This window comes from Pseudomonas sp. B1-22 (assembly GCF_050474425.1).
In the GTDB taxonomy this organism is placed as follows: domain Bacteria; phylum Pseudomonadota; class Gammaproteobacteria; order Pseudomonadales; family Pseudomonadaceae; genus Pseudomonas.
Genome location: NZ_JBCHVH010000002.1, coordinates 814,625 through 831,928, shown reverse-complemented (window position 1 = coordinate 831,928; position 17,304 = coordinate 814,625). Strand labels below are relative to the sequence as shown.

The following is a 17,304-nucleotide window of genomic DNA, read 5'->3' as shown; positions in this document are numbered from 1 at the left end:
AGGACGATGGCCATTCATACCTTCAAACCCGACCAGCCGCCGCCAGCGATGAGCGTGGGCGTCGTCGGCTGGCTGCGCGGCAACCTGTTCTCCGGCTGGTTCAACACCCTGCTGACGCTGCTGGGCCTGTACCTGGTGTACCTGATCCTGCCGCCGGTGCTGGAGTGGGCGTTCATCAAGGCCAACTGGGTCGGCAGCACGCGCGCCGACTGCTCCCGCGAGGGTGCCTGCTGGGTGTTCGTCGCCTCGCGCTTCGGCCAGTTCATGTACGGCTTCTATCCCGAAGAACTGCGCTGGCGCGTGGACCTGACGGTGCTCTTCGTGATCTTCGGGGCGGCGCCGCTGTTCCTCAAACGCTTCCAGTACAAGCTCAAGTACGGTGCGTGCTTCCTCGTGGCCTTGCCGCTGGTGGCCTTCTGGCTGCTGCACGGCGGCTTCCTCGGCCTGGAAAACGTGCCCACCAGCTCCTGGGGCGGGCTGATGCTCACCGTGGTGATCGCCGCGGTCGGCATCTGCGGGGCGATGCCGCTGGGCACCCTGCTGGCGCTGGGGCGGCGCTCGAAGATGCCGGCGATCAAGGTCATCTGCGTCACCACCATCGAGTTCTGGCGCGGCGTGCCGCTGATCACCGTGCTGTTTATGTCCTCGGTGATGCTGCCGCTGTTCCTGCCCGAGGGCATGAACCTTGACAAGCTGCTGCGGGCGATGGTGATGGTGGTGCTGTTCGAGGCCGCCTACATCGCCGAAGTGGTGCGCGGCGGCATGCAGGCGATCCCCAAGGGGCAGTACGAGGCCGCGGCCGCCATGGGCCTGGGCTACTGGCGGAGCATGGGCCTGGTGATCCTGCCGCAGGCGCTGAAACTGGTGATCCCCGGCATCGTCAACACCTTCATCGCGCTGTTCAAGGACACCAGCCTAGTGATCATCATCGGCCTGTTCGACTTCCTCAACAGCATCAAGCGCGCCACCGCGGACCCGGCCTGGCTGGGCATGGCCATCGAAGGCTATGTGTTCGCCGCGGCGGTCTACTGGATTTTCTGTTTCAGCATGTCCCGCTACTCCATGCACCTGGAGCGCAAGCTGGACACTGGCCACAAGCGTTAGGAGTTCATCATGTCGGAAGCCACCCAAAAGACCGCACAGCCGGCCATCGGCGATCACACGATGATCACCATGAAGGGCGTGAACAAGTGGTACGGCCAGTTCCACGTGCTCAAGGACATCAACCTGGAGGTCAAGCAGGGCGAGCGCATCGTGCTCTGCGGCCCGTCCGGGTCGGGCAAGTCCACCACCATCCGCTGCATCAACCGCCTGGAGGAGCACCAGCAGGGCAGCATCGTGGTCGACGGCACCGAGCTGACCAACGACCTCAAGCAGATCGAGGCGATCCGCAGCGAAGTCGGCATGGTGTTCCAGCACTTCAACCTGTTCCCGCACCTCACCGTGCTGCAGAACTGCATCCTGGCGCCCATGTGGGTGCGCAAGATGCCCAAGCGCCAGGCCGAGGAAATCGCCATGCATTACCTGGAGCGCGTGCGCATCCCGGAGCAGGCCAACAAGTATCCGGGGCAGCTCTCCGGCGGCCAGCAGCAGCGCGTGGCGATTGCCCGCGCGCTGTGCATGAAGCCGAAGATCATGCTGTTCGACGAACCGACCTCGGCGCTGGACCCGGAGATGGTGAAGGAAGTGCTCGATACCATGATCGGCCTGGCGCAGAGCGGCATGACCATGCTCTGCGTGACCCACGAGATGGGCTTTGCCCGCACCGTGGCGAACCGGGTGATCTTCATGGACAAGGGCGAGATCGTCGAGCAGGCCGCGCCGGACCAGTTCTTCGACAACCCGCAGTCGGACCGCACCAAGCTGTTCCTCAGTCAGATCCTGCACTGAGATGGCCCTTTAGGAGCGAGCGTGCTCGCGAACCGCTTGGCACCCGCGTAGCCGGATAAATCGGTTCGCGAGCAAGCTCGCTCCTACAGGAAGGGCTTATTTCCCGTCACGCTCGTCTCCCCCGATGGCACCCCGCCGCCGCGTCAGCGTATGCTGGAACTTTCCACTGCCACCCGGGTGGAATCGATGCGCAAAGGGCTGAACTCGGCCGGTGGATCGGTGTTCCCATGTGCAGTGGTCCGACAGGGATGGGCTAAGGTTTCAACTAGCTCGCCTGCATCGCCGTCCGAAGGAAGAGAGCCGACGTGAACCTGATCCTATCGCCAGTGAACCTGAGCAAAGCCAAAGCCTGGAGCGCCCATGCGGTGACCTCCAGTGGTGTCATCCTTGCGCTGCTGGCGCTGCTGGCGCTGGTCGACAACAGGCCCCAGGCGTGCCTGCTGTGGCTGGGCGTTGCGCTGCTGGTGGATGGCCTGGACGGCACGCTGGCGCGCAAGTTCGACGTCAAGGCGGTGCTGCCGCACTTCGACGGCTCGACCCTGGACCTGGTGATCGACTACCTCACCTACGTGTTCATCCCGGCGATCTTCATCTACCGCTACGTGCCGCTGCCGGTGCACACCGAGCTGCTGGCGGTGGGGGTAATCTTGGTGTCCTCGCTGTTCTGCTTCTGCAACGTCAACATGAAGAGCAAGGACAACTACTTCGTCGGCTTCCCGGCCGCTTGGAACGTGGTCGCGGTGTATTTCTACGTGCTCGCGCTGCACCCCTGGGTGAGCTTCGTCACCGTGCTGGTGCTGGCCGCGCTGACCCTGACCAAGATGAAGTTCCTGCACCCGTTCCGCGTCCGCCAGTTCATGCCGTTGAACATCGCCGTGACCTTCGTCTGGATGCTCAGCAGCGCGCTGCTGATCCTCCAGCAGCCGCACGATCAACCCTGGCTGCTGGGGTTGTGGTTCGTCGCCTCGGCCTACTTCATCGGCGTGTGCGTATGGCGCACGGCGATGGAGTGGTTCCACTGAGGCTCTTTCTGTAGGAGCGAGCTTGCTCGCGAATCACTTCCCGACAGCTCCGGCATTGGGCGGTTCGCGAGCAAGCTCGCTCCTACAAATGAACCTTACGCCGACCGCCCCAGCAGCCGCTGGCGGAAAGCCCCCGGCGTCTCCCCGCACAACTGCTTGAACAGTCGCGCGAAACTCGCCCGGTCGGCGTAGCCGATATCGCTGGCGATGCGCTCCAGCGAACGCGCCGGGTCACCCAGCGCCTCCTGCGCCGAGACGATGCGCAGGCGCTGCACGTAGTCGTTGGGGGTCATCCCCAATTGCTCACGGAAGCGCCGCAGCAAGGTTCGGGTCGAGCAGTGCACCCGCTGCGCCAGCGCGCCCAGGTCGAACGGTTCGGCGTAGTTGTCCTCCAGCCACTCCAGCAACGGTGCCAATGCCGAGCCTTCGGGCAGCGGCTCCGGCAGCAGCGGGGTGAAGCGTCGTTGCCGGCCCCGACCATGCTCGAATACCAGCGTGGCCGCCGCGCGCCGGGCCAGTGCCGCGCCGGCGTGGCGCTCGATCAGGTACAGGCACAGGTCCAGCCCGGCCTGCGCGCCGCCGGAACAGAGACGCCCGCCGTCATCGGTGCACAGCGCGTCGATGTCCAGGTTCACCTGTGGATAACGCTCCCGGAAGGCCGCCTCCAGTGCCCAGTGAGTGGTGGCGCGGCGGCCGTCCAGCACGCCCGCCTCGGCGAGCAGGAAGGCGCTGCTGCACAGGCTGCCCAGTTGCACGCCGGGCGGGCTGCGGCGCAGCCAATCGAGCAGCGGCAGGTTGGCCCGGCAGGTGGCAGCCACGTCCGGTCCGGTGGCGGGAATCAGCAGCAGGTCACAGCCGCTGGCGAGGTCGAGACCACCTTCCACTTCGATGCGCCCGAAGGGGAGGGCGACTGGCGCTCCGTCGGCGCTCACCCGCAGCACCTCGAAGCGGCGTTGGCCGGCGAGCCGGTTGGCCAGGTGGAAGGCGTCCATGGCCAGGCCAAGGCTGGAACATAGCGTTTGCGGGCAGACGAACAGGGCTATCCTGAACATGGCGTCTCACTGCTGCATTGGCGTTATCGATCATAATTTTGTCGATATTGCCAATCGTGTCCAGTCGAAGCCTCATCGATACTGCGCTCAACCCCACCCTGCGAGCGCCACCATGGCCCATCCCAACGCCCAGTTGATCGAACGTTTCTACCAGGCATTCCAGCGCCGCGATGGTGACGCCATGGCGGCCTGCTACAGCGCCGACGTGCACTTCAGCGACCCGGTGTTTACCGACCTGCGTGCTGCCGAGGCCGGCGACATGTGGCGCATGCTCACCGCCCGCGCCCAGGATTTCTCGCTCAGCTACGAGGGCGTAGAGGCCGACGATGCGCAGGGTTCGGCGCGTTGGGTGGCTTCCTACACTTTTACCCAGACCGGTCGGAAAGTGATCAATCACATCCAGGCACATTTCCACTTCCGTGACGGACTGATCTGTCAGCACGTGGATTCGTTCGACCTGTGGAAATGGTCGCGCCAGGCCCTCGGCGCCAAGGGAGCCCTGCTGGGCTGGGCGCCTCCGGTGCAGGCGGCGATCCGTGCCCAGGCCGCCAGGGGGCTTGCGGCCTATCGCGCACAACGGGCCGCGAAGACCTGATGTCAAGGTGCCGGGCTCGCCCGCGCGTAGCGGATAGGCTTAAATGACAGGCGACTCCGACAGGATGCCGCCATGATCACTCTTTTTCAGTTCCCGCCCGCCTTCAATGTGCCCAACATCAGCCCCTTCTGCCTGAAGCTGGAAACCTTCCTGCGCATGGCCGGGCTGGAATACCAGATCAAGCACGTGACCGACCCGCGCAAGGGCCCCAAGGGAAAGCTGCCGTTCATCACCCTGGACGGCAAGCCCATCGCGGACACCGCGATCATCATGCGCACCCTGCAGCAGTACTACGAATTCGACCTCGACGCCGGACTCGATGCCCGCGGCCGGGGCTGGGCGGTATCCATCACCCGGATGTGCGACGAGCACCTGGTGCCGCTGCTGGTGTACTTCCGCTGGCTCGACGAGCAGGGCTTCCGCCAGGTGAGGGACGTGATGTTCCGCAGCATCCCGGCGCCGCTGCGGCCGCTGGTGGGGCAACTGATCCAGCGCAAGATTCGTGGCGACCTCGCCGGCCGCGGCCTGATCCGGCACAGCCGCGAAGAGCTGCTGAGCTTCGCCCGTGAGGACCTCGAGGCCCTCGACGGCATGCTCGGCGACCTGCCGTACTTCGGCGGCGCCCAGCCGTGCAGCGCGGATGCCGCCACCTACGGCGTGCTGGCCAACCTGATTCTCAGCACCCTGGAAACCCCGCTCAACGACATGGCGCGCAGCTACGAACGGCTGGTGGCCTACTGCGAGCGCATGCAGGCGCGGGTCTGGGCTTCATGACCGCCGTGCAGGCCAAACCCTGGTTCGTCTACCTGGTGCGCGCCGAGAACGGTGCGCTCTACTGTGGCATCAGCGATGACCCGCAGCGCCGTTTCGAGACTCACCGCAGCGGACGTGGCGCGCGCTTCTTCCACTCCAGCCCGGCGCAGGCGCTGGTCTATGTCGAAGCCTGCCCCGGCAAGGGCGATGCCCTGCGCCGCGAGCGGGCGATCAAGGGACTGACCAAGCTGGCCAAGGAGCGCCTGGTTCAGGCCAGTCCGGCCATCACTGCCGTGGATGTTGCCCTATCCGAGGCATGAGGTAGGCCGCCGCCGCCCTGCGGGTTAAGCTGCCTGTCTACCCCTCAGGCTGTTGGAGCCCGTGATGTCCGAGCTGATCCTGCACCACTATCCGACTTCGCCCTTCGCCGAAAAGGCGCGTCTGCTGCTGGGCTTCAAGCAGTTGTCCTGGCACTCGGTGACCATCCCGCCGCTGATGCCCAAGCCGGACCTCATGGCCCTGACCGGCGGCTACCGCCGGACCCCGGTGCTGCAGGTCGGCGCCGACATCTACTGCGATACCGCGCTGATCGCCCGCCGCCTGGAGCAGGAAAAGGCCGTGCCGTCGCTGTTCCCCGAAGGCCAGGAGTTCACCGCCGCCAGCTTCGCCCAGTGGGCCGACTCGGTGATCTTCCAGCATGCCGTCAGCCTGGTGTTCCAGCCCGAGTCCATTGCTGCGCGCTTCGGCAAGTTGCCGCCGGAGTTTCTCAAGGCCTTCATCGCCGACCGCAGCCAGCTGTTCAGCGGCGGCAGCGCGAGTCGCCTGCCGGCCGAGCAGGCCCGGCACCAGTGGCCGACGTTCATGGCGCGCATCGAGCAGCAGCTGGCGCGGGAGGAGGGCGACTTCCTGTTTGGCGAGCCGTCGATTGCCGACTTCGCCCTGGCCCACTGCCTGTGGTTCCTCAAGGGCACGCCGGTGACCGCGCCGCTGGTTGATGACTACCCGGCGGCCAGCGCCTGGCTCGGCCGCGTGCTCGGCTTCGGCCATGGCGCCCATAGCGAGATGAGCGCGGAACAGGCCATCGCCATTGCCCGCGACAGTCAGCCCGCCGCGCTGCCGGAGGATGGTTTCGTCGACCCCAATGGTTTCACCGCCGGCCAGCGGGTGGTGATCGCCGCCACGGACTACGGTGTCGATCCAGTGGAAGGTGAGCTGCTCCATGCTGGTCGCGAAAGTTTGATCCTGCGTCGCGAGGACCCGCGCGCGGGCACCGTCCACGTGCATTTCCCACGCCTGGGCTTCAGCATCCGCCCGGCCTGAGTCCGGCAGGTCCTGGGCACTGCCGCGTCACCGGTGTACGCAGGCGCGGCAGGTTCTCGGCCATGTCGCGGAAGTGCTGCAGGCGCTCGTAACAGAGCGCCATTTCCCCGCCGTTGATGTTGTACCAGGCGTCCGGCGCCCCGCAGTTGAGCAGGCGCACGGTCAGCGGACGAGGTGGCCGGAACTGCTGGAAGACTTCATTCACCAGTTCCTGGAGCCGATTCTCGTCACGCAGCAGGGCGATCAGTGGCTCGGCCTGCTCCTGATCGAGGGCCGGCGGTTCGAAATCCAGGTGAGCGCCAGGGGGATGCCGTATCGCCAGGGTGCGCCGGGCATGGCGTACCCAGTTCACCGCCTTGCTGGCCTGCTGGAACTCCTGGTCGCAATAGACGGCGCGTTCGTAGGGCAGTCCCGTGAATGCGGGCAGCCAGTCGAGCCGCTGCATGTCGCTGCCGTACAACAGGCAGACGAGGTTGTAGTAACGCTGCTCGTCCAGTGGATGGCTGTCCCAGGCGAGAACCTGTTCCGCCTCCGGCTTGGGCGTTTGCCACTCCAGGCGCCAGTAGTCGGCGATATCCAGCAGGCGCGCGTCGATTTCGTCCTGGGGCAGTCGGGTGTAGAAGCGGAACAGCAGGATGAAGCCGATCTGGTCGGCGGCGTCCTCTTCACGCCCCAGTACCGGCAGGTTGTACTCGGCGATCAGCATGTGCCCCATCTCGTGCATCACGCTGAATTCGGCGTTGGCCAGCACGAAGCGCGCGACGTTGGGCGAGAGCGGTGGCGCGGGGGCGGCAGCCAGAGTAGTTTGCAACGAGAAAAGCAGGAATAGCAGAGATAGACATGAGCAGTACGACCAGGAGCACCTGGAGTGCAGGGGAACGGCAGCGGATGTGAGTGGGCCGAGCATGGCGGTCACCTTGGAGTGAGGCGCCTTTGTTGACTCTAGCAGTCGGCCCGACTATCCGTTGGAATCATTTGCCGGGACTGGTGCGCTTGTTTGGGAGTTCGTCCAGGCTCCATCGTCCAGTCAAACTGCGAGTAACCCGATACCGGTGACGGAGAGAAACTGTACAGCGATGCTTTGGTTTCTCACGGGACTACGCTCCGGGTGTGAAATTTGATTGATAGCCTGAGTAGTAAAAATTTACTTTTTCTCGATAAGTACTGAGAATTGCGAGTGTCGAGCGTGACCTGCGTTTCAGAGCATGCAATAGGGCGATCCTGATGGTGTTGACTGCTGCTTTGATAGAGCTATTGGGTTTACCAAGTTTGGTGAATATCAGAAATGTCCGTTAAATCTATTGAGAGTGTGCTTGCAGTGGTGCGGCGGCTTAGTATGTCGATTGCGCTTCTTCTGATCCTGCCCCTATCGTTTCTCCTTGTTTACATCGAATGGCTGCATGCGCCAGAAGATGTTTTTGCCATTCATCTGCGTGTGGTCGCTGGGGTTGCAGTTGCCTTGGCGGGCACCCGGCTTCTGATCAGCTTTTTGCCGATTGGCGTGGTGCTGAAGAGAGTCCTGGCGTCCGTGACGATTGGCTGTGTTTTTTTTGGATTCATCGTCCTGTATGTTGGAGCTTTTATCGGGATGAAGTTCTGGGGGCGAGTGGCCTCTGTGCAGTTGATGTCCACTTATGCATCACAGGCTCCAGCAACGTTGAGGGCGTTGGATGTCAATCCTTACTGGGTTGGATGTGCCGTTGGTGTCTTCCTTTTTATTGTTGTAAATGCGACATATACTTATCTCAAAAGATATGATTGGGTTCCAGTATTTCGAGAAATAATGTCTTCGGCTTCTTCTGTCATTGTAGCTATCGGTTTGTTGGGGGTTTTTGCCGCATATGGCATTTCCTTCGAGGCTCGGGGGTGGGGACGGCAGGGGGAGCCGTTGAGTCTTGCCTTATTTCCTATTCAGGGGGACGTGAGTGGGCAAAGTCACCATATGAGCAGTTTGCGAATGGCCGAGTTGCAGAAAAGACAGGATACTTCTCGGGCTTCGTATCTTCCCAGTCCCGGCGCGCATAAGAGTAATGTTGTTCTTGTCGTCGTCGACGCATTGCGTGCCGACCATCTCTCGGTATTGGGCTATAAAATCAGGACTACACCCAATCTGGAACGCTTCAGGTCCCAGGGAATGTTGAACGTGGCGACGTCGGCTGTAGCGGTGTGCAATGAGTCATTCTGTGGTTTGCGGGGATTGGCGAGTTCGCAATCTGTTGCCAATCAAGCGGAGCGCCCATTTTCACTGCATGAGGTCTTGAAGAAATACGGATATAAAATTAACCTGATATTGTCAGGTGATCACACGAATTTCTATGGGTTGTCCAGTATTTATGGTCAGGTAGACAGCTATTTTGATGGTGCCTCTCAGGGGAAGCGCTATGTGAATGATGATAGACTTCTGCTTGATCGCCTGGATGCTCAGCCTAAGTGGGATGGAACTCCAACGATGTTTCAGTTTCACCTCATGTCGTCCCATCCTCTTGGGCTACGCTTCGACGAAACGCCAGAGTTTGGTCCTGGACGATCCTACGGATTGGCGAGTGGTACATCTACTGAAACAGTTCGATCTGCGAATAATTACTATGATAGAGGTGTGCTCCAGGCAGATACAGTTGTTTCAAAGATTTTGAGTAAATTGCAAGAGCTTGGGTATCTCGAAGATACACTGGTTGTCATTACTGGGGATCATGGTGAATCCTTGGGAGAGCATGGGCTGTATAGCCATACTCACAGTGTCTGGGAAGAATCTTTGCGAGTTCCATTTATACTGCTCTCTTTCGGGAAGGCCAGCCCCGTTTCTCTGGCCCCTTCAAAGGCAATTTCGCAGGTCGATATCGCACCAACGCTGCTTTATGCTCTTGAGATGAAGGTTCCGGATGTCTGGCAAGGTGTTGCGCTCCAGACACCATACGATCGTCGTTATATTGATTTTCAGCAGATTCAATTGCTGGGGCTGATGGATACCCATTCAGATAGTCTCTATAAGTTCTGGGTTGATACTCGTTCCGGAAAGAAATTCACGTTCAATTTATCGTCTGAGGAGAAAGAGAAAACTGACGTTACGGAACAGATTCCAGCTGCGCTTCAACAGGAGTGGCGTGAACATTTGATGCAACAGTCGGCAACATTGCCGATGGATGCAACGAGGTTGTGAGCCCTGTTGGTCTGTATCGGACTGAAGCCGCCGATGCCTTGAACGGCTGCGCAATGCCTGTTGACCGGGTCCCTCATGCCGATCTCCAGCAATATCGCCAATGAAAAAGCCCGTCACTCGACGGGCTTTTTCATTGGCTGATGGCGATCAGTCCTTGCGACGCTTGAGCTGGTCCTGCAATTGGGTGGGCAGGCCGCGGATGATCAACATGTCGCGCTCCTCGTCGTACTCCACCTTGCTGCCCAGCAGGTGCGCCTCGAAGCTGATCGACAGCCCCTCGGCGCGGCCGGTAAAGCGGCGGAACTGGTTGAGGGTGCGCTTGTCCGCCGGGATCTCCGGCGATAGGCCGTAGTCCTTGTTGCGGATGTAGTCGTAGAAGGCGCGCGGCGCCTGGTCGTCCATCAGTTCGGAGAGCGCGTCAAGGGCCATCGGTTCGCCGATCTTGGCCTGGCTGGTGGCGTAGTCCACCAGCACGTCGGTCTTCTCGCGGGCCTGCTCTTCGGGCAGGTCTTCGCTTTCCACGAAGTCGCTGAAGGCCTTGAGCAGGGTACGGGTCTCGCTCGGCCCGTCGACGCCTTCGGTGCAGCCGATGAAGTCGCGGAAGTAGTCGGAAACCTTCTTGCCGCCCTTGCCCTTGATGAACGAGATGTACTGCTTGGACGTCTTGTTGTTCTGCCACTCGGAGATGTTGATCCGCGCCGCCATGTGCAGCTGGCCGAGGTCCAGGTGGCGCGACGGGGTCACTTCCAGCGCGTCGGTCACCGCCACGCCCTCGCTGTGATGCAGCAGGGCGATGGACAGGTAGTCGGTCATGCCCTGCTGGTAATGGCAGAACAGCACGTGGCCGCCGGTGGAGAGGTTGGACTCCTCCATCAGGGTCTTCAGGTGCTCCACCGCCTGTTTGGTGAAGGCGACGAAGTCCTTGCCGTTGTCCAGGTATTCGGTCAGCCAGCCGCTGAACGGGTAGGCGCCAGATTCCCCCTGGAACAGGCCCCAGGCCTTGTTCGGCTTGGCGTTGTAGCTCTCGTTGAGGTCGGCCATCAGGTTCTCGATGGCCTGGGAGTCGCCCAGCTCGGCGTCGCGCGCGTGCAGCGTCGCGGGGTTGCCGTCGGGCTTCTTGTCGATCAGGTGGACGATGGCGTGACGAATCGGCATGGCGGACCTGGATGTTCAGTGCCGGCCTCGCCGTATGCAGGGCGGCGGCGGGGCGGGCAGATGATTGGAAAACGCCAGAGTTTACCCGACCCGGCGGCGCCGTGCTCGGTGCCGGTCAGTCCGAGGCGGCAGCCTGTTCGTCCCGCTCCCGCCGATTCCGCCGCAGTTGGCGCAGTCGACGGATCACGTAGTTCAGGTGCAGGTGCAGTTCGTACAGCTCGTTGTAGTAGGACAATGGCACCTCGACCTTGGCCAGCTCGGCCTCCAGTTGCTCCAGGCGCTCGATCTCGGTGCTCAGTTCGGCGCTGCCGGCGCGCTCGTCCAGGCGCCGGTCGATCTCGCGCAGGTAGCGGTACCAGCGGTAGATGCGCGCACGGATACGCCAGCGGTACAGCGGGCCGATGGATTTGAGCAGCGGAATGAGGATGGCGATGAAGGGGATCAGCAGGATGATGTAGCGGTCCGCCAGCGAGGCGATGCGGAACGGCAGGAAGCGCTGCAGCAGTGGCGGGCCGTTCTTGTAGTAGCGCTCGGCGTCGCTCTGCAGGGCCAGGGTGCGCGGTTCGGCGCTGGGGAAGGCGCCGGCCGGGTCGAGCAGGGTGCCTTTGCGCATCACCCGGCGCGCGGCTTCCAGGATCAGCGGGGTGAGCGCCGGGTGGAAGTTGTCGTTGATCACCAGGGTGGCCACCGGCGAGAGCGTGGCCATGTCCTGTTCCGGGACGTTTTGCGCCAGGTTCAGCAGGCCCTCGCTGACCTCCACCCGCTTGAGGAAGGGAATCCGCGCCTCGTAGGCATGGGCGCGGCGGAAGCCGGCCAGCTTCAGCTCCGGGCTGGCCGCCAGGCGCTGGATCAGCGGGTTCTCCGCCGGGCCGACGAAAAAGGCGGCGTCCAGTGTGCCGGCCAGCAACTCATTGGCCACGGTGTTGCCGCCACGGGCCTGCCAGTTCGGCGGCAGGTGTTCGGTGGGGATGTCGTTGGCCTTGAGGATGGCTTCGGTCACCGCCTCGGTGCCGCTGCCCGGCGTGCCGAGGGCCAGCCGCAGCGGCAGCAGGTCGGCGATGCGGTCTATCTTCACGTCGCGGCGCTGGAACAGCCACAGGGGCTCCTGGAACATCGCTCCGAGCGTCTGCAAGCCCTTGCGCTGGCCCGGCTCCAGTTGCTGCTCCTGGCCGCTCTGCACCAGGCCGATATTCACGCCGCTGCCTTCATCCAGCAGTTTCTCCAGGTTCTGTCGCGAGCCCGCGGTCTGCACCAGCGTCAGCTCGAAGCCCTGCTTGGCCAGTTCCTCCTTCAGGCGTTCGCCGAAAATCGCATAGCCGCCGCCCGGCGCGCCGGTGGCGAGAGTGGCGCTCATCGGCGGCGGCGGGGCGACGAAGTAGAACAGCGCGGCCACCAGCGCGGCCAGTACCGGCACCAGCCAGAGGTTGGCGCGCACCAGGATGGCGAGGTCCTTGAGCATGTTGACGAGGCGTTGCATGGAGAGTCCTTATCGCGTCGTACCTTCCTGAAAAGATAGCCAGCCTGTGCGGCGGCGGACGGCGAATCCGCCATCGCGGTGGCGCAACCCGCTATCATCCCAGGCTTTGGATCACGGCTGCGGACGTTACGCCATGCGCATTCTCCACACCTCCGACTGGCACCTGGGCCAGCACTTCATGGGCAAGAGCCGCGAGGCTGAGCACCAGGCCTTTTGCGCCTGGCTGGTCGGGCAGGTGCGCGAGCAGGGCGTGGATGCGGTGATCATCGCCGGCGACGTGTTCGACACCGGCGCGCCGCCCAGTTACGCCCGCGAGCTGTACAACCGCTTCATCGTCGAGCTGCGCGATACCGGTGCGCGGCTGGTGGTGCTGGGCGGCAACCATGATTCGGTGGCCATGCTGGAGGAGTCCCGCGAGCTGCTGGCGTGCCTGGACACCCAGGTGATCGCCGCCGTCGGCACCGACCTGGATGCCCAGGTGCTGGTGCTGCCGCAGCGCGACGGCGAGCCCGGCGCGATCCTCTGTGCGATCCCCTTCATCCGTCCGCGCGACGTGCTCACCAGCCAGGCCGGGCAGAGCGCGCAGGACAAGCAACAGGCGCTGCAACAGGCGATCCAGGCGCATTACCGGCAGTTGTTCGAACGCGCCGAGGCGCAGCGCGAAGCCCTGGGTCGCCACCTGCCGATCATTGCCACCGGCCACCTCACCACGGTAGGCGCCAGTGCCAGCGAGTCGGTGCGGGAAATCTACGTCGGCACCCTGGAAGCCTTCCCCACCAGCGCCTTCCCGGCGGTTGACTACATCGCTCTCGGCCATATCCACCGACCGCAGAAGGTCGGTGGGCTGGAGCACATCCGCTACTGCGGCTCGCCCATTGCCCTGAGTTTCGACGAGGCGACGCAGAGCAAGCAGGTGTTGCTGGTTGACCTGGACGACAGCGGCCTGCGCAGCGTCAGTGCCTTGCCGGTGCCGTGTTTCCAGCCGCTGAAATCGGTCTCCGGCAGCCTCGCCAGTCTGCCCGCCGAACTGGCCCGCGTGGCCGGGGAGGGCAGCGCGGAGCAGCCGGTGTGGCTGGAGGTATTGGTGCACACCGATGACTACCTCACCGATATCCAGGTGCGCGTCGAGAAGCTCTGCGAAGAGCTGCCGGTGGTGGTCCTACGCACCCGCCGCGAGCGCGGCAATGCCCAGGCGACGCTGTTCAGCGAGGCGAAGGAAACCCTCGACGAACTCAGCCCCGAGGACGTGTTCCGCCAGCGGCTGGACAGCGAGGAGCTGGAAGCGCCCCTGCGCGAGCGCCTGACCGGACTCTATCGTCAGGTGGTCAGTGACCTTCAGGAGGAGCAGCCATGAGAATCCTCAGCCTGCGCCTGAAGAACCTCAACTCGCTCAAGGGCGAATGGAAGATCGACTTCACTGCCGAGCCCTTCGCCGGTAACGGCCTGTTCGCCATTACCGGGCCCACCGGTGCCGGCAAGACCACGCTGCTCGATGCCATCTGCCTCGCCCTCTACCACCGCACGCCGCGCATGAGCGTGTTGTCGCAGAGCGGCAACGAGCTGATGACCCGGCACACCGCCGACTGCCTCGCCGAGGTGGAATTCGAGGTGAAGGGCCAGCCCTACCGCGCCTTCTGGAGCCAGCGCCGCGCACGCGACAAGGCCGAGGGCGCGTTGCAGGCGCCGAAGGTGGAACTGGTGCGCATCGACCGCGCCAGCGGCGAAGGGGAAATCCTCACCGACAAGATCAACGACAAGCTCAAGCAGACCGAAATCCTCACGGGCCTCGACTTCGAGCGCTTCACCAAATCCATGCTGCTGGCCCAGGGCGGATTCGCCGCCTTCCTCGAAGCCAATGCCAACCAGCGCGCCGAATTGCTGGAAGAGCTGACCGGCACGGAGATCTACGGGCTGATCTCGCAGCGCGTCTTCGAACGCACCCGCGACGTGCGCGGTGCACTCGATCAATTGCGCGCCCGTGCCGAGGGCGTCGAGTTGCTCAGTGCCGAGCAGCGCGAGGCCCTCGAACAGCAGAACCACCAGGCGCTGCTGCAGGAGGCGTCGCTGCAGGGTCGCCAGGTTGCGCTGCAGGCCCAGCACCGCTGGCGCGAGGCACTCAGCCGCGCCGAACAGCAGATGCAGCAGGCTGGTGAGCGGGAAGCCGCCGCCCGCCAGTCCCTCGATGCGGCGCAGCCGGACCTGCAACGCCTGGCCGCCAGCGAGCCCGCCGCTCGCCTGCAGCCGTTGCACCAGGCCTGGCGCGCCAGCCAGGACAGCCTGGCGCAGGACCGCGCCGCGCTGGAGAACAATCGCACCGAACAGGCCGCCAGCCGCGAGCGGATCGCCGAGGCGCTGTGGAGCGCCACCCAGTTCGCCCGGCAACTGAGCGAGGCCCGTGGCGCGGAACAGGAAGCGCTGGCCCGGCAGCGCCAGGCGCTGGAGGTTCGCCTGGCGCAGCAGCCGCAGCGCGCCCGCCTGGGCGAGCTGCTGGGAGGCTGGCGCGCGCAGTTCGCTCAACGTGCTCGTCTGGTCGCTGCCAGCGTAGACAGTCAATGTCAGTTCGATCTCGCGGAGCAGGCATTCAACGAGGCCGGCGCCCGCCGTGAAGTGCTGCAAGGTGCTGTCGCCCAAGCCGAGCGGACGCTGGGCGAGGCTCGCCAGAATGAGGTTGCCGCCCGGCAGCGATTGGAGACCTTGCTCGCCGGCGCGACCGAAGCACAACTGCGCGAACGTGCGCAGCAGCTGCAGGCGCTCGGCCGTGGCTTCGACCGCCTGGAGCAGATCGCCCAGGCGCGGGCGCAGGCCGCCGCGCAGATTGCGCGCTGGCAACCAGAGCTGCTCGCCCTGCGCCAGCGCAAGGGCGAGCGCGATGGCGCCATTGTCGCCCTGCGCGAGCGCTACAAGACGCTGCAGCAACAGGTCGCCGACCGGGAAAAACTGCTCCAGCAGGAACAGCGCATCCACCAGCTCGAACACTGGCGCGCGCAGTTGCAGCCGGGCGAAGCCTGCCCGCTGTGCGGCTCCCAGCAGCACCCGGCGATAGACGCGTATCAGGCGCTGGATGTATCGGCCACCCAGACGGCGCTCGACGAAAGCAAGCGGGCGCTGGCGGAGCTGGAGAGCCAGGGTATCGCCCTGCGTGGTGAGCTGGCGGAACTGGAGGCGCAGATTCAGCAGGGGCAACGTCAGCTCGATGAAGCCGAAGCAGCACTCAGGCTGCAGCAGGATGCCTGGCAGCAGCACTGCGCGGAACAGGGGCTGCAACTGGCGGATGAGCGCGAGCTGGCCGCCGAGCGGCAGCGTCAAGAAACCGCGCTGGCCGATCTGCAACAGCAGTTGAAGGCGTTGGAGGAACTCAAGGTCCGTCTGCAGGCGAGTGCGCAGACGCTTATCGATACCGAGCGCGTCCACAGCGAGGCAGCGCAGCAACTGGCGCTTTTCGAGGGCGAGCAACAGTTCGCCCGGCAGCGCCAGGAGGAGCGCACGCAACAGCTCGCCAGCCTGCGTGCCGAGCTGCAACAGCAGGAAGATGCCTTGGCAGCCGCGCTGGCGGAGCTGGGCTATCAGCTGCCGGACGACGGCGAGCAGTGGCTGGCCGAGCGCACCGAGGAGTGGCAACACTGGCAACGGGACCAGCAACTCGGCCAGCAACTGGCCGCCGCCGAGCGTGATGCGTCGCAGGCGGCAGGTGCGGCGCGGGACAGCGCAGAGCAGTGGCAGCAGCGTTGGCAGGATGCTGCATTCGAGGCTCGTCCAGCGCTGTCGAAGGTGGATGATCCGCAGCAGGCACTGGCCGAGTCCGAGGCCCGCCTGAGCGCCAGTCAGCGCCAGGCCGATGCGCTGCAAGGTCGAGAACAGTCGCTGCTGGAGCGCCTGGAGCAGGATCAGGCTCGCCTGACGCAGAGCGAGGCGGCCTGGCAACACGCACTGGAGCAAAGTCCGTTCGCCGACGAGTCCGTCTATCTAGCCGCGCTGCTGGACGATGCCCAGCGCGCCGAACTCACCACCCTCAAGCAGACACTGGAAACCGCCATCACCGAGGCCGTGGCCCTGCGCGCGGCGGCGTTGCAGGACGTCGAGCGTCTTCAGGCCGAGCCGCACGGCGACCTGCCGCTGGACGAGCTGGACCGGCAGCTGCTGGCCATCAATGCTGAATTGCGCGAGCTGGGCCAGCGCCAGGGGGAAATCCGCGCGCAGTTGCAGGGCGACGATGCCCGGCGCGCCAGCCAGCAGAGCCTGTTCGAGGAGATTCGCCGGCAGGAGGAAGAGCACGACATCTGGCAGCGCCTGAACAGTCTGATCGGCTCCGCCGATGGTGCGCGCTACCGGCGCTTCGCCCAGGGCCTGACCCTCGACCATCTGGTGCACCTCGCCAACCGCCAGTTGCAGCGCCTGCACGGCCGCTACCAGTTGGCGCGGCGCAGCGACGGCGAACTGGAGCTGGAAGTGGTCGACACCTGGCAGGGCGACACCGCGCGCGACTGCAAGACGTTGTCCGGCGGCGAGAGCTTCCTGGTCAGCCTGGCGCTGGCGCTGGCGCTGTCCGACCTGGTCAGCCACAAGACCAGCATCGACTCGCTGTTCCTCGACGAAGGCTTCGGCACCCTCGACGGCGAGACCCTGGAGGTGGCGCTCGACGCCCTCGACAGCCTCAACGCAACGGGCAAGACCATCGGTGTGATCAGCCACGTCGAGGCGCTCAAGGAGCGCATTCCGGTGCAGCTCAAGGTGCACAAGGGTGTCGGCATGGGCTACAGCCAGCTCGATGCGTGCTTCCGTTTCAGCCCGGAGAAGGATTAGGGACGTCACCGCAGGACGGATTCGCAGTCAGGGGGAACGCAACGGCGCCCACGGGTGTCGACTTGCAATCAACGGTGAGCGAG

General features: G+C 64.2%; 14 protein-coding genes. 10 read left to right on the top strand and 4 right to left on the bottom strand.

Features of this window, described 5'->3' with window-relative positions; all coding sequences use genetic code 11:
• The first annotated feature begins 6 nt into the window (after positions 1–6).
• The 3 genes from ACQ5BL_RS10695 (at position 7) to pcsA (ending at position 2,912) form a co-directional block, all read left to right on the top strand.
• Positions 7–1,104, top strand: coding sequence for an amino acid ABC transporter permease (locus ACQ5BL_RS10695; protein WP_243806265.1), 1,098 nt, complete (start codon positions 7–9; stop codon positions 1,102–1,104).
• Between the two features lie 9 nt (positions 1,105–1,113).
• Complete coding sequence (locus ACQ5BL_RS10690) at positions 1,114–1,890, top strand: amino acid ABC transporter ATP-binding protein (RefSeq protein WP_243806263.1); 777 nt, start codon at positions 1,114–1,116, stop codon at positions 1,888–1,890.
• 278 nt (positions 1,891–2,168) lie between these two features.
• On the top strand, positions 2,169–2,912 hold the full coding sequence (pcsA, locus tag ACQ5BL_RS10685; RefSeq protein WP_430293138.1) for a phosphatidylcholine synthase: 744 nt from the start codon (positions 2,169–2,171) through the stop codon (positions 2,910–2,912).
• Between the two features lie 95 nt (positions 2,913–3,007).
• Here pcsA and ACQ5BL_RS10680 read toward each other — a convergent pair whose 3' ends face one another.
• Complete coding sequence (locus ACQ5BL_RS10680; protein ID WP_430293117.1) at positions 3,008–3,964, bottom strand: GlxA family transcriptional regulator; 957 nt, start codon at positions 3,962–3,964, stop codon at positions 3,008–3,010.
• 112 nt (positions 3,965–4,076) lie between these two features.
• On the opposite strand from ACQ5BL_RS10680, the gene ACQ5BL_RS10675 reads away from it, so the two are divergent.
• The 4 genes from ACQ5BL_RS10675 (at position 4,077) to ACQ5BL_RS10660 (ending at position 6,632) form a co-directional block, all read left to right on the top strand.
• On the top strand, positions 4,077–4,559 hold the full coding sequence (locus ACQ5BL_RS10675; protein ID WP_243806257.1) for a nuclear transport factor 2 family protein: 483 nt from the start codon (positions 4,077–4,079) through the stop codon (positions 4,557–4,559).
• Between the two features lie 72 nt (positions 4,560–4,631).
• Positions 4,632–5,333, top strand: a complete 702-nt coding sequence (locus ACQ5BL_RS10670; protein WP_243806255.1) for a glutathione S-transferase C-terminal domain-containing protein — start codon at positions 4,632–4,634, stop codon at positions 5,331–5,333.
• Entirely contained in the window at positions 5,330–5,632 is a 303-nt protein-coding gene (locus tag ACQ5BL_RS10665) for a GIY-YIG nuclease family protein (RefSeq protein WP_243806253.1), read from the top strand. The genes ACQ5BL_RS10670 and ACQ5BL_RS10665 overlap by 4 nt, the downstream gene beginning before the upstream one ends.
• A 64-nt stretch (positions 5,633–5,696) precedes the next feature.
• Positions 5,697–6,632, top strand: a complete 936-nt coding sequence (locus ACQ5BL_RS10660) for a glutathione S-transferase family protein (protein ID WP_243806251.1) — start codon at positions 5,697–5,699, stop codon at positions 6,630–6,632.
• On the opposite strand, the gene ACQ5BL_RS10655 is transcribed toward ACQ5BL_RS10660, so the two are convergent.
• Entirely contained in the window at positions 6,613–7,443 is an 831-nt protein-coding gene (locus ACQ5BL_RS10655) for a DUF4344 domain-containing metallopeptidase (protein ID WP_243806250.1), read from the bottom strand. The genes ACQ5BL_RS10660 and ACQ5BL_RS10655 overlap by 20 nt on opposite strands.
• Before the next feature lie 474 nt (positions 7,444–7,917).
• On the opposite strand from ACQ5BL_RS10655, the gene ACQ5BL_RS10650 reads away from it, so the two are divergent.
• On the top strand, positions 7,918–9,789 hold the full coding sequence (locus ACQ5BL_RS10650) for a sulfatase-like hydrolase/transferase (protein ID WP_243806249.1): 1,872 nt from the start codon (positions 7,918–7,920) through the stop codon (positions 9,787–9,789).
• 147 nt (positions 9,790–9,936) lie between these two features.
• Here ACQ5BL_RS10650 and yejK read toward each other — a convergent pair whose 3' ends face one another.
• Both yejK and ACQ5BL_RS10640 read right to left on the bottom strand, forming a co-directional pair.
• A complete protein-coding gene (yejK, locus tag ACQ5BL_RS10645; protein WP_243806248.1) occupies positions 9,937–10,944 on the bottom strand; it encodes a nucleoid-associated protein YejK in 1,008 nt (335 codons plus the stop codon).
• Positions 10,945–11,059: 115 nt separating this feature from the next.
• Complete coding sequence (locus ACQ5BL_RS10640) at positions 11,060–12,421, bottom strand: TAXI family TRAP transporter solute-binding subunit (protein WP_243806246.1); 1,362 nt, start codon at positions 12,419–12,421, stop codon at positions 11,060–11,062.
• Between the two features lie 133 nt (positions 12,422–12,554).
• On the opposite strand from ACQ5BL_RS10640, the gene sbcD reads away from it, so the two are divergent.
• Both sbcD and ACQ5BL_RS10630 read left to right on the top strand, forming a co-directional pair.
• Positions 12,555–13,775: an exonuclease subunit SbcD gene (sbcD, locus tag ACQ5BL_RS10635; RefSeq protein WP_243806244.1), complete on the top strand. Its 1,221-nt coding sequence runs from the start codon at positions 12,555–12,557 to the stop codon at positions 13,773–13,775.
• The gene (locus ACQ5BL_RS10630) at positions 13,772–17,221 is read left to right on the top strand and encodes an AAA family ATPase (RefSeq protein ID WP_243806242.1); all 3,450 of its coding nucleotides are present in this window, start codon (positions 13,772–13,774) and stop codon (positions 17,219–17,221) included. The genes sbcD and ACQ5BL_RS10630 overlap by 4 nt, the downstream gene beginning before the upstream one ends.
• The last annotated feature ends 83 nt before the right edge of the window (positions 17,222–17,304 follow it).